At 72.5% G+C, this 21,223-nt stretch carries 17 protein-coding genes; 6 read left to right on the forward strand and 11 right to left on the reverse strand.

The window, feature by feature from the left end; all coding sequences use genetic code 11:
* Positions 1-216: 216 nt before the first annotated feature.
* From ABID81_RS09480 to ABID81_RS09495, 4 genes are read right to left on the reverse strand one after another with little or no spacing between them, the layout of a single operon-like run.
* Positions 217-2,568, reverse strand: coding sequence for a beta-xylosidase/alpha-l-arabinosidase (locus ABID81_RS09480; protein ID WP_354594554.1), 2,352 nt, complete (start codon positions 2,566-2,568; stop codon positions 217-219).
* A 47-nt stretch (positions 2,569-2,615) separates the two neighbouring features.
* Positions 2,616-3,521, reverse strand: a complete 906-nt coding sequence (locus tag ABID81_RS09485) for a carbohydrate ABC transporter permease (RefSeq protein ID WP_354594555.1) — start codon at positions 3,519-3,521, stop codon at positions 2,616-2,618.
* Complete coding sequence (locus ABID81_RS09490; protein WP_488627010.1) at positions 3,518-4,552, reverse strand: carbohydrate ABC transporter permease; 1,035 nt, start codon at positions 4,550-4,552, stop codon at positions 3,518-3,520. The genes ABID81_RS09485 and ABID81_RS09490 overlap by 4 nt, the downstream gene beginning before the upstream one ends.
* An 8-nt stretch (positions 4,553-4,560) precedes the next feature.
* Positions 4,561-5,847: an ABC transporter substrate-binding protein gene (locus ABID81_RS09495; RefSeq protein ID WP_354594556.1), complete on the reverse strand. Its 1,287-nt coding sequence runs from the start codon at positions 5,845-5,847 to the stop codon at positions 4,561-4,563.
* 148 nt (positions 5,848-5,995) lie between these two features.
* Between ABID81_RS09495 and ABID81_RS09500 the strand changes: the two genes are divergently transcribed.
* The 3 genes from ABID81_RS09500 to ABID81_RS09510 all read left to right on the forward strand — a co-directional run bounded on the left by ABID81_RS09500 (position 5,996) and on the right by ABID81_RS09510 (position 8,488).
* The gene (locus ABID81_RS09500; RefSeq protein WP_354594571.1) at positions 5,996-7,003 is read left to right on the forward strand and encodes a LacI family DNA-binding transcriptional regulator; all 1,008 of its coding nucleotides are present in this window, start codon (positions 5,996-5,998) and stop codon (positions 7,001-7,003) included.
* A 116-nt stretch (positions 7,004-7,119) separates the two neighbouring features.
* Complete coding sequence (locus ABID81_RS09505; protein WP_354594557.1) at positions 7,120-7,776, forward strand: hypothetical protein; 657 nt, start codon at positions 7,120-7,122, stop codon at positions 7,774-7,776.
* Between the two features lie 199 nt (positions 7,777-7,975).
* Complete coding sequence (locus ABID81_RS09510; protein WP_354594558.1) at positions 7,976-8,488, forward strand: hypothetical protein; 513 nt, start codon at positions 7,976-7,978, stop codon at positions 8,486-8,488.
* A gap of 312 nt (positions 8,489-8,800) precedes the next feature.
* On the opposite strand, the gene ABID81_RS09515 is transcribed toward ABID81_RS09510, so the two are convergent.
* Positions 8,801-10,159, reverse strand: a complete 1,359-nt coding sequence (locus ABID81_RS09515) for an SLC13 family permease (RefSeq protein WP_354594559.1) — start codon at positions 10,157-10,159, stop codon at positions 8,801-8,803.
* Positions 10,160-10,284: 125 nt separating this feature from the next.
* Positions 10,285-11,646, reverse strand: coding sequence for a homoserine dehydrogenase (locus ABID81_RS09520; RefSeq protein WP_354594560.1), 1,362 nt, complete (start codon positions 11,644-11,646; stop codon positions 10,285-10,287).
* A gap of 169 nt (positions 11,647-11,815) precedes the next feature.
* On the opposite strand from ABID81_RS09520, the gene otnK reads away from it, so the two are divergent.
* From otnK to ABID81_RS09535, 3 genes are read left to right on the forward strand one after another with little or no spacing between them, the layout of a single operon-like run.
* Positions 11,816-13,099, forward strand: a complete 1,284-nt coding sequence (gene otnK, locus ABID81_RS09525) for a 3-oxo-tetronate kinase (protein ID WP_354594561.1) — start codon at positions 11,816-11,818, stop codon at positions 13,097-13,099.
* Positions 13,096-13,746, forward strand: a complete 651-nt coding sequence (locus ABID81_RS09530; RefSeq protein WP_354594562.1) for a class II aldolase/adducin family protein — start codon at positions 13,096-13,098, stop codon at positions 13,744-13,746. Before otnK ends, ABID81_RS09530 begins: the two co-directional genes overlap by 4 nt.
* 20 nt (positions 13,747-13,766) lie before the next feature.
* Complete coding sequence (locus tag ABID81_RS09535) at positions 13,767-14,552, forward strand: DeoR/GlpR family DNA-binding transcription regulator (RefSeq protein WP_354594563.1); 786 nt, start codon at positions 13,767-13,769, stop codon at positions 14,550-14,552.
* Here the strand turns inward: ABID81_RS09535 and opgC are convergent, their stop codons facing one another.
* From opgC to ABID81_RS09560, 5 genes are read right to left on the reverse strand one after another with little or no spacing between them, the layout of a single operon-like run.
* Positions 14,553-17,099, reverse strand: a complete 2,547-nt coding sequence (opgC, locus tag ABID81_RS09540; RefSeq protein WP_354594564.1) for an OpgC domain-containing protein — start codon at positions 17,097-17,099, stop codon at positions 14,553-14,555.
* A complete protein-coding gene (locus ABID81_RS09545) occupies positions 17,087-17,506 on the reverse strand; it encodes an ATP-binding protein (RefSeq protein WP_354594565.1) in 420 nt (139 codons plus the stop codon). Before ABID81_RS09545 ends, opgC begins: the two co-directional genes overlap by 13 nt.
* Entirely contained in the window at positions 17,499-17,831 is a 333-nt protein-coding gene (locus ABID81_RS09550; protein ID WP_055977855.1) for an STAS domain-containing protein, read from the reverse strand. The genes ABID81_RS09545 and ABID81_RS09550 overlap by 8 nt, the downstream gene beginning before the upstream one ends.
* A complete protein-coding gene (locus ABID81_RS09555) occupies positions 17,828-19,807 on the reverse strand; it encodes a glycosyltransferase (RefSeq protein ID WP_354594572.1) in 1,980 nt (659 codons plus the stop codon). The genes ABID81_RS09550 and ABID81_RS09555 overlap by 4 nt, the downstream gene beginning before the upstream one ends.
* Before the next feature lie 29 nt (positions 19,808-19,836).
* Positions 19,837-21,009, reverse strand: a complete 1,173-nt coding sequence (locus ABID81_RS09560) for a PP2C family protein-serine/threonine phosphatase (protein WP_354594566.1) — start codon at positions 21,007-21,009, stop codon at positions 19,837-19,839.
* Between the last annotated feature and the right edge of the window lie 214 nt (positions 21,010-21,223).

The following is a 21,223-nucleotide window of genomic DNA, read 5'->3' on the forward strand; positions in this document are numbered from 1 at the left end:
CAGTCGCCGTGCGACGGTGCACGGTCGGCGGTAACGCTACACGTGTCGCCTTACTGTGCCCTGACCGGGGTCGCCGCACCGCGCCTCCCGCCTGCTCCCCCGCAGCCCACGATGGACCCGGTTCCGAGCCGTGTACCCGAGAGCGACGGGGTGCACGGTTCGGAACTGGGTCCTCGAGCGCAGGAGGCGCGGATCGGCCACCCGAGGAGGCGCGGCTCAGGCGCCGGCGAGCGCCTCGATCTCGACGCCCACGATGCGCTCGTCGGCGATCGTGACCGGGTACGCCTCGCCCGTGATCCGCACGGCCGCCTCGGTCTCGCGCTCGGCGCACGAGCCGCCGACCCAGAGCTCGACGTCGCCGGGCTCGACGACCCGCCGGTGGTGGCGGTCGGTCAGCGCCAGGCGGGAGGTCGGGACGCGGAAGGCGACCCGCGCCTCCTGGCCGGGCTCGAGGGCGACGCGGGCGTAGCCGAGCAGCTGGGCGACCGGTCGGGTCACCGAGCCGACGACGTCGTGCGCGTAGAGCTGCACGAGGTCGGTGCCGGGGCGGTCGCCGGTGTTGGCGACGGTGACCGACGCGACGAACGAGCCGCCGGCCGGCACGTCGGCCGAGTCGACGACCAGGTCGGAGCGGCGCCACGAGGTGTACGACAGGCCGTGGCCGAACGGCAGCACCGGCGTGCTGTCGGCGCTCGTCACCTCGGACGGCCCGCCGAGCACCGGGTGCAGGTACGAGAAGGGCTGCGCCCCGGCCGAGCGCGGCAGCGACACGGGCAGGTGCCCGGACGGCTCGACGCTGCCGGTCAGCACGCCGGCGACGGCGGCGCCGCCCTCCTCCCCCGGGAAGAACGCCTGCACGACGGCCGCGGGAGCGGACGCGCCCGAGATCGCCCAGCCCACGGCGTAGGGCCGGCCCGAGAGCACGACCACGACGGTGGACGTGCCCGTCGCGACGACGGCCTCGACGAGCTCGCGCTGCACCCCCGGCAGCTCGAGGCTCTCGACGTCGTTGCCCTCGCCCACGGTGCCGCGGCCGAAGAGGCCGGCCCGGTCGCCGACGACGACGATCGCGACCTCCGAGGCGCGGGCGGCCTCGACGGCGGCGGCGATCCGGGACCGGTCGTCGCCCTCGACGTCGCAGCCGCCCTCGACGACGACCTCGGCCGCGGGCAGCTCGGCCCGCAGCGCGTCGGCCACCGTCGGCAGCTCGATGCCGAGCGGTACGCCGGGATGGTGCGCGAGCACGTGGTTGACGAACGAGTAGCAGCCCATCAGGGCCTCGGCGCTGTCGCCGTTCGGCCCGAGGACGGCGATCGACGCGGGAGCCGCACCGACGTCGCCCCCACCCCGGACCAGCGGCAGCACCCCGTCGTTGGTCAGCACGACGACCGACTCGTCGGCCAGTCGGCGCGCCACCGCGCGGTGCTCGGCGGAGTCGAGGTCGATCGAGGTCGGCGGCGGCGTCTCGAACGTCTCGTCGAGCAGGCCAAGGTCCTCTTTCTCGGCGAGGACGCGCAGCACCGCCCGGTCGACGAGCGCCTCGTCGACCTGCCCCGAGCGGACCCGCTCGGCGAGGGGCTCGAGGTAGGCGTCGCCGGTGGGCAGCTCGACGTCGATGCCGGCCTCGAGGGCCAGGGCGGCGGCCTCGCCCCGGTCGGCGGCGACCGCGTGCATCACCTGCAGGAAGGCCACCGAGAAGTAGTCCGACACGACGACCCCGTCGAAGCCCCACCGTCGACGCAGCACGTCGGTGAGGTACGACGGCGTCCCGGCGACGGGCACCCCGTCGATCTCGGCGTACGAGTTCATCACCGAGCGCACGCCCCCGTCGAGGACGGCCATCTCGAACGGCGGCAGCAGGACGTCCTCGACGAAGCGCGGCCCGACCTGCGCCGGGGCGTGGTTGCGACCCGCCGCCGAGGTCGAGTACCCGACGAAGTGCTTGAGCGTCGCGTGGACGCCGGCCGCCTGCAGCCCCGTGACGTAGGCCGTGCCGATCGTGCCGACGACGTAGGGGTCCTCGGCGATGCACTCGTCGACGCGTCCCCAGCGCGGGTCGCGGATCACGTCGAGCACCGGCGCGAGGCCCTGGTGCACGCCGAGGTCGCGCATCGAGCCGCCGATCAGGCGGGCCATGCGCTCGACCAGCTCGGGGTCGAACGACGCCCCCCAGGCCAGCGGCGTCGGGAACGTGGCGGCCTGCCAGGCCGCGAGCCCGGTCAGGCACTCCTCGTGCACCAGCGCCGGTATGCCCAGACGGGTCTCGTCGCGCAGGCGGCGCTGCTCGCGCCACAACCAGGAGGCGCGCTCGGCCGGGTCCACCGGCCGCGTCCCGTAGACCCGCGTCAGGTGGCCGAGCCCGTGACGGGTGGCCTGCTCGTAGTCGCCCGAGGACGCCATCTCGCCCTGCATCGGGGCCACGTTGTCGGCCCCCTGGTCGACCCACCAGCCCACCAGCTGGGCCAGCTTCTCGTCGAGGGTCATCTCGGCCAGCAGCGACGCCACCCGGTCGGAGGCGCGGGGTTCGCCGACCTCGAGGGCCTGCGGTCGGTGAGCGGTGTCGGTCATGTCGGCTCGCGCCTCCTGGTCTGTGACGGTCGCGGCGTCGGTGGCGGTCATCCCTTGACCGCCCCGGTGAGCCCGCCGACGATGCGGCGTTCGAAGAGGCTGAAGAAGACCAGTGCCGGCAGCATCGACAGGGCCGTGAAGGCCAGCACCCGGGCGGTGTCGACCGAGTACTGCGACGAGAACGCCTGCACGCCGAGGGGCAGCGTGAAGGTGGACGGGTCGTTGAGGATGAACAGCGGCAGCAGGTACGAGTTCCAGGCTCCGATGAAGGCGAGGATGCCCACCGTGATCACGCCGGGCAGCGACAGCCTCACCACCATGCGGAAGAAGAAGCCGAGGCGGCTGCAGCCGTCGATGAAGGCGGCCTCCTCGATCTCGTCGGGGATCGCGCGGAGGAAGGGCACGAGGATGATGATCGTCGTCGGCAGGGCGAACGCGATCTGCGGCAGGATCACGCCGGCCAACGAGTTCGTCAGCCCGAGGTCGCGGATCACCAGGTACAGCGGCGTGATGGCCACCGTCATGGGGAACATCAGGCCCGCGGCGAAGAGCGCGTAAAGCACGCCGCGGCCGGCGAACCGGTAACGGGCGAGCACGTAGCTGGCCGCGAGGCCGAGGGCGACCGTGCCGATCGTGGTGGCGCCCGCCGAGATCAGCGAGTTGCCGACCTGACGCCAGAACGTGCCGCCGGTGAGCACGTCGAGGTAGTTGCCGACCTGCCACGGGCTCGGGAACCCCGACGGGTCCGTGGTGATCTGGGCGTTGGTGCGGAAGCCGCCGATCACGATGAACGCGACGGGCGCGAGCATCGCCACGATGACGACCGCCGCGACCACGTACGCGACGCCGCGGCCGGGGTCGGCGATGCCGCGCCTCCTCCGCCTCGTCGGCCGGGGTGCGGCCGGGACGGCGGCGCCGCCGCGGGGGCGGGCGGGCAGGGTGCTGGCGGTCATCGTTCTTCTCCTGCGGTGGTGGCCGAGGTCGTGACGGCCCCGGCCGTGTCGCGTCGCAGCACGAAGCGCTGGTAGACGAGGGCGACGACGAGCGAGATGAGGAACAGCACGACCGCGACGGCGTTGCCGTAGCCGTAGCTGCCCGAGGTGCGACCGTTGGCCACCATGTAGGTCGCCATGGTCGAGGTGCCGGCGGTGGCCGCGATGTACTGGCCCCAGATGATGTAGACGAGGTCGAACAGCTGCAGCGAGCCGATGATCGACAGGAAGGCCCAGATGCGCAGGGTCGGTCCGAGCAGCGGCAGCGTGATGCGGCGCTGGATCTGCCACCAGCTCGCGCCGTCGATGGCCGCGGCCTCGCTGAGCTCCTCGGGAACGCCCTGCAGGCCGGCGAGGAAGAGGATGACCGCGAAGCCGACGTACTTCCAGGTGATGATCACCAGCAGGGTCCAGATGGCGATGTTCGGGTCGGCGAGCCAGTCGGTGGCGAACGAGCCGAGGCCGACCTTCGTCAGCAGGTCGTTGACGGCGCCGCTGCCCTGCAGCATGAGGCTCCAGCCCGTGCCGACGACGACCTCGCTGATGACGTACGGCACGAAGATCAGCACGCGGATCAGCGACTGTCCCCGCAGCTTGCGGTTGAGCAGCAGCGCCAGGCCGATGGCGACCGGGCCCTGCAGCACGAGCGACAGCACGACGATGGTCGCGTTGTGCCGCAGCGCGTCGAGGAAGGAGGGGTCCTGGAAGATCGTGACGTAGTTGCGGAACCCGACGAAGTCGGTCGGCGGGCCGAAGCCCTGCCAGCTGAAGAAGCCGTAGTAGGCGGCCATCACGATGGGGAACACCACGAAGGCCAGGAACACCACGAGGGCGGGTCCGACCAGCAGGGCGATCTCGAGGGCGCGGGCGCCACGCCCCTTCCGGGACACGGCCCGGGAGGCCGCCGGGGGCGACGCGACTGCGTCGCCCCCGGCGGTGGCGTGAGCCCGCGACGGTGCGGCGGGCCGCACGGCGGGTTCGCGGAGGCTCACGACGGGGCCTACGCCTTCTTGGCGGCGGCGTCGACGGCGTCGACGAACTGCTGCGGCGTGCCGTCGCCGGACAGCAGGTCGACCACGGCGACGTTCATCGCGTTGCCGACGTTCAGGCCGTAGACGGTGTCGAGCCACTGCGAGACGAACGGGGCGTCGTTGTAGGCGCTGAGCACGTCCTGCAGGTAGGGCTCGGTGACCGACTCCTGGGCGACCGTGTTCACGGGAGGCGCGTTGAAGGCCTTGTAGTAGGCCGTCTGCACGTCGGGGGTCGCCAGGTAGTTCAGGAAGTCGACGCACGAGTCGGGGGCACCGGCCGAGCACGAGTACCCGTCGACGCCGCCCATGATGGCACCGGCCTCGCCGTCACCGCCGTCGACGGCGGGGAAGGGGAACCAGCCCAGGTCGGGCAGGGGCTGAGCGTCGGGCGTGAGCGAGGCGATGACCCCGGGGTTCCAGGCACCCATGAGCTCCATGCCGGCCTGGTGGTTGGCGATGAGGCCCGCCGAGCTGCCGGCGCCCTGCTGGGCCGCCGTCGTCAGGAACCCGTCGTTGAAGGGCTCGGTGTCGCGGAAGTCGGCGAGGTCCTGGGCGGCCTTCACCCAGCAGTCGTCACTGAAGTCACGGTCGGCCGCGGCCTGCTCGAGCACGTCCGAGCTGCAGGCGCGCAGGGCGAAGAAGAAGTACCAGTGGGCGGCCGGCCAGGCGTCCTTGCCGCCGAGGGCGACGGGCGAGACGCCCGAGCCCTTGAGCGCGGTGACGGCCTGGTCGAGCTCGTCCATCGTCTTCGGGGCCTCGGTGATGCCGGCCGCGTCGAAGAGGTCCTGGCTGTACCAGAACCCGCCGGGCAGAACGGCGACGGGCATCGAGTAGACCTTGCCGTCGATCGAGCCGGACCCGAAGGTGCCCTCGCTGATCTGGTCCTTCGCGTCGTCGGAGATGACATCGGTGATGTCCTTCACCTGGCCGGCCGCGACCATGGCCTGCAGCTTGCCACCGCCACGCTGCAGGAACACGTCGGGCGCGTCGCCCGAGTTGAGGGCGGTCTGCAGCTTGCCGTCGAAGTCCTCGTTCTGCACGGTCTGGACGTCGATCTTCACGTCCGGGTTGGCCTTCTCGAAGTCGGCCGCGGTGGCCGTCCAGAAGTCCTGGCCGGGGCCGGTCGTCGAGTTCTGCCAGAGGGTGAGCGTGCCGTCGTCGGCCCCGCCCCCCGCCCCGCCGCTGCAGCCGGTCAGCAGTCCCGCTCCGATCAGCAGGGCCGCAGACCCGGCCAGGAGCCGTCGAGATGTGGTCATGGTTCCACCTTTTCCTCTTCGTTGAGCGGCCGTGGTCGACCGAGCGTGCCGTGCTCCGATGCGCGGCGTGGAGTCAGTGTGAAAAATCGCGGGACGGGTGTCAAACGTTTTCGAAAACCATTTCGGTCGGCGCTAGGCTGCCGACGTGATGACGCCCCGGGTGACGATCAACGACGTGGCACGGGCGGCCGGGGTCTCGGTCGCGACCGTGTCGAAGGCCGTGAACGGCCGCTACGGCGTCTCGGCGCAGGCGGTCGAGCGGGTGATGGCCGCCGTCGACGAGCTCGGCTACGAGTCGAGTCTCGTCGCCAGCAGCATGCGGGCCCGGCGCACGGGCGTGATCGGCGTGCTCGTGGCCGACTTCGAGCCGTTCAGCTCCGAGGTGCTGAAGGGCGTCGGCGCGGCCGTCCGCTCACGGGGGGCCGAGTACGACCTGCTGGCCTACAGCGGCGCGCACCGCGGCGAGAACACCGGGTGGGAGCGCCGCTCGCTCAGCCGCCTGAGCGGCACGCTGATCGACGGGGCGATCCTCGTCACGCCGTCGGTGCTGACCACGACCGTCAGCATCCCCGTGGTGGCCGTCGACCCGCACACCGGGCGGACCGACCTGCCCTCGGTCGAGGCCGACAGTCGCGGCGGCGCCCTGCTCGCGGTCGAGCACCTGATCGGCCTGGGCCACCGTCGCATCGGCTTCCTGGCCGGGCGCCCCGACCTCCGCTCGGCGTCGTTGCGCGAGGCGGGCTACGTGCAGGCGCTGCGGGCGGCCCGCATCACCCGTGACCCCGGCCTGACCCGCAACGGCGACTTCGAGCTCACCGCCTCGCGACAGGCGGCTCGTTCGCTGCTGACCACCGCCGAGCGGCCGACCGCGGTCTTCGCCGCCAACGACCTCTCGGCCATCGCCCTGCTGCGCACCGCCCTCGACCTCGGCCTGCGCGTCCCCGACGACCTCAGCATCGTCGGCTTCGACGACATCCCCGAGGCCTCGCGCGAGTCACCGCCGCTGACCACCGTCCAGCAACCGATGCAGCGCCTCGGCAGCGCCGCCGCCGGGATGCTCTTCACGATGCTCGACGGAGGAACGCCCCCGACGCCCGAGGTGCAGCTGCCGACGCGGCTCGTGGTGCGCGGCACGACGGGGCCGCCGCGGCGGTGATCTCGCCGCTTCGCCTTGTGGTGCAGGTCGACGAAGCCCGACATCCGTCCAGGATGGACTGACTCTTTCGATCGTCCTTCCACAATCATTCGTGGTCGCGTACGGTTGTGGTCACCATGGCCGAGGTGAGTGCGTCCGAGTACGCGAAGAGTCACGACATCTCGACCCGGCGTGCCCAGGCGGCCGCGGCGGCCGGCTTGATCGACGCCCGGTGGGTCGGCGGGCGATGGTTGATCGACGACGCGGTTCCGCACCGGCACCTGCCGGGCCGACCGCTCTCGCGCCGGTCGGCCGACGCCCTTCTGGCCCGGCTGACCGGTGACCCCGGGTGGGCCGGCGGGCTGTCGTCCAGTGAACGCGGCCGGACGCTCGCCCGCGTCGATGAACTGCGGCAGAGCACGAAGCCGTCCGAGCGCCTCGCCGTCTGGCTGCGGGCGGCGTACCCCGAGGCCCGGGAGTTCGAGGCGCCGACAGCCGACCTCCCCGACCTGCGACGAGACGCCCGACTCACGCCGGGGGGCAGCAGCGACGACCGGTCGGGCATGAGCGACGGGGGTCGGTTCGAAGCACACGTGTCGCATGCCGATCTCGACGCCCTGGCGCACGAGTACCTTCTCGTGCCGTCCCGCCGACCGAACGTCCTGCTGAGGGTCCACGACGGTGGCACACTCGGCCCGCTGACGTCAGGCGCCCTGATCGCCGACCTGGCGACCAGCGCCGGGCCACGTGAACGAGCTGCCGCCGACCGGTTGATCCTCGGGGGCCATCGATGATCGTGGCTCCCCGCTCCACCCCGCTCAGGCCGAAGCCTGGCACGCCCTGTTCGAACTGCACGCCCGCCTGCCGCTCGGCTGGGCACTCGTCGGTGGCCAGATGGTCCAGTCGCATTGCTGGGAGCGAGGCGCCACACCGTCTCGCCCCACGGACGACGCCGATGCGGTGCTCGACGTCCGGGCGCACCCGACGATGTTGATGCGCTTCACGACGCTCCTGAGGGACCGCGGATTCGTGGCGGACGGCGAGAGCTTCGAAGGCCACCAGCACCGCTGGGTCCGCGGTGAGGCGCAGATCGACGTCCTCGTCCCGCGCTTCCTCGGCGAGCGGGCGTCGTCGCGCCGCGGGGTCGGAGGCGGCACCACCCTCGCGGCTCCAGGCGCGCAGGGAGCCCTCGACCGCGCTCGCCCGATCGAGGTCCGGGTGAACGGGCGTGACGGCGTCGTCTCGAGACCGACCTTGCAGGGCGCACTCCTCGCCAAGGCCGCGGCCGTCGAGATCCCGGGCGACGACCACACGAGACACCTCGTCGACATCGCCACCCTCGGGTCGCTCGTCTCACGGCGTGATCGAGTGGCGTCGGACGCCACCGACACCGAGCGGCGCCGCATCCGTGCCGCCTTGAGCCTGATCGAGGGCGACCCTCTCGTCTGCCGCGTCGCCGGCGTCGATCCGATCGTGGTCGAGCGACTCCGACTCGCCTTCGCCTGAGCCCCCGCAGACCCCGGTGTCGCCCTTGACACCAGAGCCCCGTGTCGGAAGTCCGGGCTCCCGACGGTGCCAGCGGTTCGGGCCGCTGACGGCGTGCCACGGCGGGTCGGGCACGGGGTGCCCTAGGCGGCACCCGGGCATGTCTTCGGAGCCACCCGCCTCCCCCGTTTGGGTGTCGTCGCGACGGAGTCCGGGGGCCGTCGTCGCAGTCGAGACGGAGACGCAGGAGGCGCGGTCACCCGACCCGCGCCTCCTGCGTCCTCGAGGCCGTCAGGCCCGACCCGTCAGGCCCGACCTCTCAAGCCCGACCTCTCAGGCCCAGAGGAACGGCACCACGAACAACAGCAGCGTGACGACCGGCCCGATGACGACCATCGACAGGCCCCACCGGGTGAGGTGCCGGTAGAGGCGGGGGCGCTCGTCCTCGACGCCCGAGGCGACGATGGTGGCTCCGGTCGTGCCGAACGGTGCGCAGTCGACGAGCGAGGCCGAGATCGCCAGGGCGTAGATGAAGCCGGTCATCTCGAGCCCGCCGCCGGGCACGAGCAGCGGCACGGCGAGCGGGATGAGCGCGCCGAGGATGCCGATGGTCGAGGCGAAGGCCGACACGAGACCCGCGATGACGCAGATGACGAACGCGGCGAGCAGCGGCGACGAGACCGACCGGGCGACCTCGCCGAGCTGGTCGATCGCACCGAGTCGCGTCAGGACGCCGACGTAGGTGATGATGCCGCCGAGCAGCAGGATCGTGTTCCAGTCGACGCGGGCCAGCGACGCGCGGCCGACGTCGGGCTTCACGAAGGCGAGGAAGACCGCGAGCGTCAGGGCCACCGCGCCGAGGTTCAGGTCGACGTCGAGCAGCGTGATGGTGAAGAAGCCGACGATCAGCACGGGGATGCTCACCAGCACGACGACCTGGTACGCGCCGAGACGGGTGGCGGTGGCCTGCTCGGTCACGACGGCGGTGCCGCCCCGACCGCTCCGACCGACGACGCCACCGGCACCGGTGCCCGTGCCGCCGACCCCGCCGGCCGACGACGCCGCCCGGGCGGCGCCCGCGGCCCGGGTGCGGGCGATCAGCTCGCGTCCGCCGAAGAGGAAGAACGCGACGAGCACGACGAGCGTGTTGATGCCGACCGAGAGCCCGAACATCAGGCCCGGGTCGTACGCGATGCCCGACGCCCGCGCCACGGTCATGACCGTGATGCCGTTGATGCTCGTCGGGGCGAGGGCGCCACCGACGATGGCCGAACTCATGACGATGCCCATCATCGTCGAGTGGATCTTGTGCTTGTGGGCCAGGCTCATCGCGATCGGCACGATCGTGAACGCGGCGTGCGACGTGCCGAGGCAGGCGACGAGGGTGCCGATGACGAACATCGCCCAAGGGATGAGCGCGACGCGGTCGCCGATCAGCCCGACCGAGCGGTCGACGAGCCAGTCGACCACCCCGGTCTCGCGGGCGATGCCGAACAGGTAGGTGATGCCGAGCAGGATCAGCAGGGCGTCGACCGGGAACCCGCCGAGGACGTCGTCGAGGCTCTCGCCCACGACGAGCACGCCGACGAGCAGGGCGGCGACGAGCGCCAGTGCCCCCATGTGCACGTTGCGGATCGCCGAGAGGGCGAAGACGGCCACGAGGACGACCAGGGCGACGAGCTCGACGCTCACGAGGTCGCCGCCGGGGTCGGGTCGGTCGGGTCGGGGGTGTAGGGCATCGTCGTCGATCTCCTGGTTCGGGGTCTGGCGGGGTGGTGGGGAAGAGCAGAGGAGGCGCGGGTCGGCGATCCGGGAGGTCAGCGACCCAGCGCGAGCCCGGCCCGGTAGGCGGCCAGCGCCGCCTCGGGCACGTCGGCGAGGTCGTCCAGTCGGACGAGCGCACCAGGGGCGACGTCGGCCACGAGCCGTGCACCGCCGAGCAGGTAGTAGGGGGCGACGCCGGCGTCGTCGGGGTCGACGATCACGGGAGCGACGCCCGCGATCTCGTGGTGGTGCCCCTCGACGCGGAAGTCGGTGCCGGCCGACAGCGCACCGGTGGCGCGGGCGGCGAGGACGGTGTGCTGGCGGGGCTCGGGCAGGCGGGAGGTCCCGTCGACGGCCGCGGCGACGGTCAGCGGGGTCTCGACGCCCATGAAGTGGTACGGCCAGTAGATGCAGGCGTGACCGCCGTCGCGACTGACGACGTGGCCCTTGCCGCGCAGCGTCTCCCACGTGACGGGGTCGCCGGTGCGGACGATGACGAACACGCCGCCGGCGAAGCTCGCCTCCCCCGGCAGGCGGAGCATCGAGAACACGTCGACGACGCCGGTGCGCCCGAGCAGGCCGCCGTCCTCGCGTGCCGTGTAGAGGTCGGCGAGCTCGTCGGGACGGGCGACCGGGTAGTGCATGGCCTCGACGTCGGCGCGGGCGCCCGTGTAGAGCGACACGACGGCCATCTCGCACGAGTCCGCGGCCGCGGCGCGCTTCAGGCCGGCCACGGCGGCGGAGCGTGCCTCGACGGTGGCGACCGGGTCGTCGCCCAGGTCGAGCAACGACGCGAGGGCCGGCGCGTCGACGGTCGTGCCCGCCTGGTCGACGACGCCCGTGGCGGGGTCGAAGGCGAGGTCGTACTCGCCCGACTTGCCGAGGGCCACGACGTCGAAACCGCACTCGAGCACCCACGCGACCAGGCGCAGCAGGTTCGCGGGCTGGTCGCCGTCACCCGGCAGGTAGCGCAGGCCGGCGGCGCGGGCCTTCGCACTCAGGGCGACGCCGGCGACCGACTCGACCTCCTTGCTGACCATCACCACGTGGACGCCGTGGTCGAGTGCGGTGTCGGCGTAGGCGTGGCCGGCCTCGATGCGACCGGTGGCCTCGACGAGCACGTCGACGCCGTCCCAGTCGACGGCGGTGGCGTCGGCGATCACGGCGACGGACCCGGCCGCGACGGCGTCGGCGGTGGCCGCCGACGAGGTCGGCGTCGCCACCGACGCGCGGGGCACCCCGAGGTCGTCGAGCATCGCCGTCACACCCGCGACGTCCGGGTCGACGAGCTGCGTGGCCGTCATGTCGGGCAGGCGGCGCAGCTGGTCGAGCAGCGTCCGGCCGTACCCGCCGTTGGCACCGGTCAGGAGGACCCGGATCGGAGTCGCGCGAGTCGTCGTCGAGTGGAGGATCACCGTTGTTCCCGTTCGTTCAAGAGCCCGGCAGCGGCCCGGGCGAGCATGGCAACTGTAGCGAGACTTACCAAATTGTCAAACATCGCACCAAATAGTCACATAGACTGATCGCGCCCTCGGCGGCGCACCGTCGACGTCCCCGAGCCCTCCCGCCATCGAAAGGTCCGCCATGTTGATAGGTGCCGTCGCCGACGACTTCACCGGAGCCACCGACCTCGCCTCGGGGTTGCGCAGCCGTGGTCTCGAGACGGTCGTCGTCGTCGCCCCCGCGGCGGTCGACCCCCGGTCGCACGCGGGCGTCGACGCCGTCGTCGTCGCCCTGAAGACCCGCACGGCCCCGGTCGACGTGGCCGTCGACCAGTCGACCACCGCCCTGTCGTGGTTGATCGAGGCCGGTGCCGAGCGCCTCGCCCTGAAGTACTGCTCGACCTTCGACTCGACCGACGAGGGCAACATCGGGCCCGTCCTCGACGCCTTCCGCGACCGGCTCGGGGTCGACCGGGCGATCGTCGTCCCCGCCTTCCCCGCGAACGGCCGGACCGTCCGCGACGGCCGCCTGTTCGTCGGCGACGACCTCCTCGAGGACTCGCCGATGCGTCACCACCCGTTGACGCCCATGACCCGCTCCCGGCTCCGCGACCTCCTCTCTCCCCAGACGCCCACCCCCGTCACCGAGGTGCCCCTCGGCCGCGTGCGCGCCGGCGTCGACGCCCTGACGGCCGCCCTCGACGCGGCGCCCGCGGGCTACCTCGTCGTCGATGCGGTCGACGACGACGACCTCGTGACCATCGGCCGGGCGACGTCGCACCACCGCCTCGTCAGCGGTGGCGCGGGCCTCGCCCTGGGGTTCGGAACCGACGACGCACCGTCACCGGGCCTGCCCGACGCGTTCGCGCACGTGACCGGACGCCGCCTCGTCGTCTGCGGGTCGGCGTCGGCGGCGACCCGCGGCCAGATCGCCCACGCCGCGGCCACGCACCCGACGCGCAAGGTCGACCTGACGGCCGCCACGACCGACCCCGCGGCCGAGGTCGCCGCGCTGGCCGCGTGGGTGCGCGGCCTCGACGCCGACTCGGTGCCGGTCGTGTACTCGGTCGGCGAGCCGTCCGACGTCGTCGCCCCCGGGGCCGAGCCCGCGCCCGCCGACGGCGAGCCGGGCCAGGGCCGGGCGACCGCGCCCGCGGCCGTCGTCGAGTCGGTCCTGTCGACCCTCGTGCACGACCTCGTCGCCGACGGCACCGTCGGCCGCGTCGTCGTCGCCGGCGGAGAGACGAGCGGCGCGGTCGTCACGGCGCTCGGCACGACCGCGCTCGTGATCGGCCCGCCGCTCGGCCCCGGCGTCTGCTGGAGCGCCGCGACGACGAGCGCCGGCCGACCGGTCGCCCTCGTGCTCAAGAGCGGCAACTTCGGTGCCACCGACCTGTTCTCGACCGCCTGGGAGGCCCTCTCGTGACCGCAGCCGAACGACTCGTCGACGCCGGGCGGGCCCTCGTCGCGGCCGGCCTGAGCCCCGGCAGCTCGGGCAACGTGAGCGTCCGCGACGGTGACCGCCTGCTGATGACCGGCACCGGCACGATGCTGGGCTCGCTCACGGTCGACGACCTGTCGGTCCTCGCCCCCGACGGCACGCTGCTCGCCGGCCCGAAGCCGTCGAAGGAGGTCGCGCTGCACCGGGCGCTCTACCTCAAGAACCCCGAGCACCGGGCCGTCGTCCATGTCCACTCGCCGTCGGCCGTCGCGCTCTCGTGCCTCGAACCGTGGTCGGACCACTGCGCCGTGCCACCCCTCACGCCCTACTCGCTGATGCGCGTGGGCCAGGTGCCGCTGCTGCCCTTCGTCGCACCGGGCGACCCGGCGATGGGGTCGCTGGTCACCGACAGCCCGCTGCCGTTCCGGGCCGCGCTCCTGTCGAACCACGGCAGCGTCGTCAGCGGAGAGGACCTCGACCGGGCCGTCCTCGGCGCCGTCGAGGTCGAGGAGGCCTGCCGCATCGCCCTGCTGACGCACGGCGCCGACCGCCGGCTCATCCCTGCGGACCAGGTGACCGCGATCACCTCGGCCCACGGCATGCCGTGGACGGGGCCCGCCGCACTAGGCTGACCGACGCGAGAAAGGCCGACGTGTCCCCCACAGCCCCCCTCATCCCCGAGCAGCGGCGCGAGAGCATCGTCGAGCACCTGCAACGCGAACGCGTCCTGAGCTACCGACAGCTGACCGACCTGCTCGGCGTCAGCCAGATGACCGTCCGTCGCGACGTCGCGACGCTCGAGGACGAGGGCCGCGTGACGGCCACGCCCGGCGGCGCGAAGCTGACGCCGCGGCTGCTCGTCGAGGCGAGCCGCGAGGTCAAGCAGGACGTCGACGTGGCGCAGAAGCGCGCCATCGCCCGCGAGGCGGCCACCCTCGTCCGCGACCACATGACCGTCTACCTCGACGCCGGCACGACCGTCCAGGCGATGCGCGAGCACCTCGACGACGTCACCGGCCTGACGGTCGTCACGAACGACCTCGCCACGGTCCGCTCGTTCGCCGACCACCCCGACGTCGACCTCATCGTCGTCGGCGGCCGGGTCGACAGCGCGAACCAGTCGACTGTGGGGCGCCTGACGCGGCTGACGTTGACCGAGCTCTCGCTCGACCTCGCCTTCATCTCGTCGAGCTCATGGGACCTCACGCACGGCGTGACGACCCCGGTCGAGGCCAAGGTCGAGGTCAAGCGGGCCGCCCTCGAGGTCGCCGAACGCTCGGTGCTCGTCGCCGACAGCTCGAAGTACGGCCGCTTCGGCAAGTACCGCGCCCTGCGACTCGCCGAGCTCCAGGCCGTCGTCACCGACGACCGGCTCGACGCCGAGGCGGCGTCGGCCCTCGTCGACGCCGGGCTCGACCTCGTCGTCGCCGCCCCCTGATCAGCGCGGCACGACCGAGAACAGGAACTTCTTCTTCACCATCACCCACAACAGCAGCACCGAGACCGTGTGGACGATCGTGCCGACGAGCACGCTCGACCGGTCGAGCCCCGGGATCGACGCGACGGCCAGCACGAAGAACACCTGCCAGATGAACACGTAGAGGCTCGCCTGGCCGAGGGGCACGTACAACCAGCCGAACGCCTTCGACAGCGGCACCCAGAACACCGTGAGGACGGCGTAGACGCAGACGACCACCAGGGCGACGTCGACCAGCCGCCCCCACTGCATGTCGACGCGCTGGTAGCCGGTCGCGTACAGCGTGTCGTACAGGCCGGAGGGGATCGGCCCGGGGCTGAACCCGTAGGCGTGCCCGGCCCAGATCAGCGCCAGGAACCCGGCGTAGCCGACGACCCCGACGCCGACCAGCACCTTGCCGAGCCGGGTGGTCAGCGCCCGCACGATCTGCCGCCGGTACCAGCCGATCACGAGGCCGTGGGTGAAGAGCACCTGCCAGGCGAAGAGCGGGAACACGGCCTCGAACTGCGACGGCAGCAGGTGGAAACCGGGGAAGACCACGCCGACCGCGTAGAGCGCCCAGCTCACCAGCAGCACGGCCCACCAGGCACGCCGCCTGATGGCCCACGTCAGCGCGGGGATCGTCAGGCTGAGCACGACGAACAACCCCATGATGTTGAACGGCCACGGCCCCATCTCGAGCAGCAGGAACTGCCGCACCGCGTACCACGGCGGCGGGTAGTCGAGCAGTCGGTCGGCGTTCGGGTAGAGGTCGTAGACGCGACCCTCGGCGGAGGTGCCCGTCGACCCGGTGCCCCGGTCGGTGAACGTCGTGATCGCGTCCGTCGCCAGGAACGGCACGAAGCTCAGGGCGAAGACGATCAGGATGACGGCGAGCGTCACGACGTACTGCTTGCGGGCCCGGACGAACGCCCCGATCGCCGCGGCCTTCTCGCCGTGCTTCTTCACGCCGAGCGGGTAGACCATGCCGAGCACGATGCCGCTGAGGAACACGAACATCTCGGCTCCCGTGATCGCGCCGACGGCCTTCAGGGTGACGAACGAGAACGGCCCCGCGACCTCGATGTGCGTGATGACGACCGCCAGGATGATGAACCCGCGGAAGAGGTCGATGCGCAGGTCGCGCCCGGGCGAGCCGTCGTCGGGGTAGCGCCAGCGGGGCAGCAGCCGGCCGACGAGTCCGCTCACCAGGAAGGCGAGGGCGAGGGCCCCGGCGCAGGCCACGATCCAGCCCATCTCGTCACCGCCGCCGGCGTCCCGCACCTGGACGGTGGCGGCGTCGCCGTCGGTCGAGGTGACCCGGTCGGTGACCGGGCCGAGGTCGATGCGGTCGTTCGCCTGCAGGTCGGTGCGCAGCGACCCCGCGATGCCCGGCTCGGCCGTGGCCCGCCAGTCGACGGGTCGGTCGCCGGCCTCGGCCTCGTCGCGCTCGACCTCGAGCCAGGTGACGCCCGCGATGCGGGGGTGGGCCGGCAGCGCGGCCAGCACCTGACGCCACCAGCCCTGCTTGACGTCGAGCTCGGCGGCGCCCTCGAGCTCATGGGCGTAGAGGGCTCCGGTGTCGAGCAGCATCGGCCGGTCGCGCCCCTCGGCGAACCGGTCGTAGAACGACGACGCCTGTGCCTCGGCGTACCCCCAGGTCTCGTCGAAGCGCCCCTCGACCTCTCCGGCGGCCGGGGCCTGGTTCTCGACCAGCGGCACCGACGTGCCGGCCGCGGTCGAGGCGCTGCCCTTCGCGAAGTAGAACATCGACTGGCCGACCCAGTCGACCGCGTCGTCACCCGGGTAGTAGGGCCCGTACGGGTCGTCCGACTCGGTCACGCGGCCGTCGTCGTTCGTGTCGAGCAGGCCGACGTCGCCGGCCGGGGTCTCGGGCAGCCGTCCGTCGGCGTCCGAGAACGGGTAGCCCGCGCCGTACGACGGAGCCCACACCGTCTGCGCCTGCGACGTGCCCGCGTGCACCACGTCGGCCAGCTCGCGGAAGGCTCCGACGAACGCGGTGGGCTGCTGTCCCCAGCGCTGCCAGTTGCCGTTCATCTCGGGGGCGAAGCGGACCAGTTGGAGCGTGCCGTACTGCTGGTCGATCTCGGTCAGCAGGTCGTCGGCCCGGCGGGCGTCGGCGGCGTCGAGGTCGGAGAGCCGACCGGTCGGCTCGAGGCTCACCACGAGCACCGCGCCCTGGGCGGCGGCGGCCCGTGCCGAGCGACGCCACTCGTCGCCGGCCCGTCGGTCGAGCGGGTAGTCGACGTTGACGCCGTACAGCGACGGCGTCGCGCCCAGTCGACCGGCGTAGCCGTCGGGGCCGTCCGAGCCCCAGTCGAGGTCCGGGCCGAACCAGGCCCCCGCGGGCTCGGGAGGCGCGGCCGCGGCGGACGCGCTCGTCGCGTCCCCGAGCACCGCGGGCCCCGACGCGAGCGACAGCACGGCCGCCACCGCCAGCAGGAAGGCGCCGACCCGCCGGGCGGACCGTCGGCCCGGACGCGCCGCCCGGTGGGTCAGCGTCGGCACACGAGCGTCCACACGTTCTTGCCGTCGACGTGCTCGTAGTCGAGGCTCTCGAGGCTGAGCAGCGCCAGGGCGAGCCCGCGGCCGTCCTCGTCCTCGAGGTCGGCCATCGAGACGGCGCTGAGGTCGATCTCGCTCGGCATGCCGTTGTCGTGGAAGACGGCGGTCAGCCGGTCCTCGGTGGCCGAGAGCTCGAGGGTGAACCGCCGACCGTGGTCCGCGTCGGACCGACGTGAGTGCTCGACGACGTTGGCCGCGATCTCGACGATGGCGGTCTCGAACGAGAAGCGGGTCTCGAGCGAGTCGTCGCCGAGGGAGGTCCACCACGTCTCGAACGCATTCTGCACCAGGTCGATGCTCTCGGGCTCGACGGCCACGTCGATGACGACGGAGCCGGGTCGCTCAGTCATCGAGGGCGGCCGCGACCGAGGCGCGGGGCTTGAGGATGCGGTCGAGGTTCGTCAGGCGCAGCACCATCGAGACCTGCTCGGTGGGGGCCACGAGCCGCAGGTCCCCCCCGGCCTGGCGTGCCGACTTGAGGCACGACACCAGGGCCCCGAGACCCGAGGAGTCGACGAAGGTGGTGCCCGACAGGTCGACGACGATCAGCCGGTCGCCGGCGGCGAGCCGGGCCGCCACCTCGTCCCGCAGCTGGGGTGTCGAGACGACGGTGAGCCTGCCCTGCGGCGAGAGGACGCAGCCGCCCTCGACGGCTTCGACGGTGACGGTCATCATGATGGCTCCTTGTCGTGGGGTGCCGGCGGCCCCGGGTAGAGGACGGCCCGGACGATGATGCTGAAGATCACCAGGTCGAAGAGCACCCAGGCGATGTTGACGAGCGGCGCGACGCCCTCGGCCTGCCCGGTGGCGTAGCGGACGCCCACGAGCACGAGGGCGGCCACGAGGCACGCCACGGCCCAGATCTGGGGACGCACGAGGTCCCAGCGGGGGCCCGTGGCCGCCTGTCGGGTCTTGGGGGTCACCGAGAACCCCAGCGCCCGGCCGCGGTACACGTTCTGGAACGCCGTCGTGACCGAGGCGATCCACACCGGGAAGAGCGCGAGCGAGTACTGCTGGCCGCGCCAGGTCGGTCGTCCCGCGGCCACCACCCAGAACAGCAGCTGGTTGAGCACCAGGAAGGGGATCAGCCGCGCGAAGAAGTCGACGCTGTAGGCCTGGACGGGCACGACGCCGAACGAGAGGCACAGCACGGGCGCGGCGATGTAGACCACGGCGGCGAAGCCCGAGAGGTAGCTCCACATCGTCGAGAAGTACATGAGGCGCTGTCCCCACGACAGTCCCTTCTGCACGAGCGGGTTCTCGCGGAAGAACACCTGCATGGTGCCCTGCGCCCAGCGCAGCCGCTGGGTCATCATGGTCGACAGGTCTTCGGGGGCGAGCCCGACCGCCAGGATCTCGTCGTGGTAGGCGGACTTCCAGCCCAGTCCGTGCAGGCGCATCGCCGTCGCCATGTCCTCCGTGACCGAGATCGTGGCGAGCGGCATGATGGCCTGGGCCTCGGAGCCGCGGTCGACGTCGAGCGCGCCGACGAGCAACGAGATCGACTCGATGGCGGCGAGCGGCGAGGACGACCGCTGGGCCAGCAGGTCGAGGGCGGCCTCGTCGAGGGCGTCGAAGGTGTCGGGGCCGAGCGACAGGGCGGCGAGTTCGGCGAGGTCGTCTTTCATGGCGGCGAGGTCGGCGTCGGCGAAGCGGAAGGCGATGGTGTCGATGCCGCGCTGGAACCGGTAGGTGACGTCGCCGATCGACTCCCCCGCGGCGAACTCGGCCCTGGCCCGTTCGACGACCGTCTCGGCGTCATCCAGCGCCTCGAGCACTCGGGGCTGGCCCACGGCCTCCTCACGGGCCCGGGCGAGCAGCTTGCGCGAGGTGCGGACGGCGCGACGCACGGCCGCCTCGACCTCGGTGACGTACCGAGCGACGCCCAACTGCATCAGCGCCTCCCGACGGAGGACGGCGTTCGAGCCGCAGAAGAACGCGCTGTTCCAGCCGTCCTTCGACTGCTGGATCGGCCCGTAGAACAGGGGCGCCTGGCTGCCGAGCGGGTCGGACTCGGGCACGTTCTCGAACCACTGCGGGGTCTGGACGAGCGCCGTCCGGTCGTCCTTGAAGTAGCCGAGGGTGCGGTGGAGGATCTCGGGCTTCGGCACCTGGTCGGCGTCGAGGATCAGCAGGAACTCGCCCTCGGTCGCCAGCAGGGCGTTGTTGAGGTTGCCCGCCTTGGCGTGGCGGGGGCGGTCGGTCCAGTCGTCCGAGCGGGTGATCACCCCGATGCCGGCGGCCTCACCGGCCGCGCGGATCTCGGCGCGGCCGCCGTCGTCGAGGATCCACGTCGTGTGCGGGTAGCTGATGCGCTGTGCCGCGAGGGCCGTGCGCATCACGAGGTCGACCGGCTCGTCGTACGTGGTCACGAAGACGTCCACCGTGACCCGGGTCTCGAGGTCGTCGGGGTCGGGGGCGGTCGGCGGCTCGCCGCGCTCGCGCAGCCGCCAGGCGCCGAGGCCGAAGAGGAGGGAGTCGACCACGCTGTAGGTCTCGGCGAGGATCAGCGGCACGGCGATCCACCACGACGACCAGTTCACCGACGCGGCCCAGCGCCACACGATGTAGTTCAGGCCGGCCAGCGACGCCAGCAGCACGACGACCCGGATGGCGACGAGGCGTCGGCCCGGGGTCGTGCGGTCGAGCAACCGCTGGTCGCGACGGCTGAGGGCGAGGGTCACGCGTGCCGGTCCATCACGACGACGGTCACGTCGTCGCGCGACGACCGGCGGTGCGTCAGGGCGGCGATCGAGTCGAGCAGTCCGGGGCCGTCGGTCCGGCTCGCCAGGCCACCGACCTCCAGAGCCCAGTCGAGGTCGTCGTCGAGCACGTCGAGCACGCCGTCGCTCATCACGACCAGCCGGTCGCCCGGGTCGAGCCGGGTGGTCTCGGTGACGTGCTCCTGCTCGTCGAGGCCGAGGGGCAGCCCCGTGCCCGCGAGGTGCTGGACCGTGCCGTCGGCGCGCACGACGAGCGACAGGCCGGCACCGGCGTCGACGTACGAGAGCTCGCCCGTGTCGAGGTCGAGGACGGCGTGGAAGTAGGTGACGAACGAGCTCGTGCGCTGGAGGTCCCGCTGCACGGCCCGCTCGATGCGGTCGACCGCCAGGCCGAGCTCCCGGCCGGTGGTGACGTGCGGAGAGGCGGCGCGGCAGGCGGCCCGGACCGACGAGCCGATGATGGCGGCCCCGACGCCCTTGCCCATGACGTCGCCGACCGCCACGTGCACGAACCGACCGACGAGCCCGTAGTCGAAGTAGTCCCCGCCCACGCTGAGCGACGGCAGGCACACCCCGTCGACCCGCACGTCCTCGACCTCGAGCGGCCCGTCGGGCAGCAGGGCCTGCTGGGTCGCCCGCGAGGCGGAGGCCTCGGCGTCGGCCAGCAGCTCGGCCTGCGCCCACGCGGCCAGGTCGTGGAAGTCGACCATCTCGTCGTTCGTCAGCTGGCGCGGTTCGGCGTCCATCAGGCAGAACGACCCGACGACGTTGCCCGAACCGTCGCGCAACGGGTGCCCGACGTAGAAGCCGAGCCCGTTGTCGTTGAAGGCGCCGAGGTCGGCGAAGCGGGGGTCGACGCGGGCGTCGTCGGTCGTGATGACCTCGCCCGTGTCGGTCACGAGGCTGCAGGGGGTGTCCGAGCGAGCGGACTCGGGGTCGTCGAAGCCGGCCCGGCCCACGTACAGCGCCCGGTCGTGGTCCATGACGGTGACGGACGACAGCGGCACGCCGAAGACGGCCCGGGCGACGCGGGTCACGCGGTCCAGGCGGTCCTCGTGGCCGGACTCGACGATGCCCAGGCTCTCGACCGCCCGTTGACGGCGTCCTTCGCGGGATTCGTCCCTGACCACACGGCTCCCCTCGCACGCCACGCCTGGTGGGGGCGCGCCTTTTCCGAACGCCTCAACGATGCCACAGACGCCGCCTCTGGTCATGACCACCAAAAGGGGGACAGCGCGAAGGAGGCGCGGGGGCGGGGGCCCCGCCCCCCCCCCCCCCCGGGGGGGGGCGGCCCCCCCCCCGCCCCCCCCCCCCCCCCCGGGGCGGGCGGGGCCGGCTGACCGC

The sequence above is a fragment of the Frigoribacterium sp. PvP054 genome, from assembly GCF_040547465.1.
GTDB lineage: Bacteria > Actinomycetota > Actinomycetes > Actinomycetales > Microbacteriaceae > Frigoribacterium.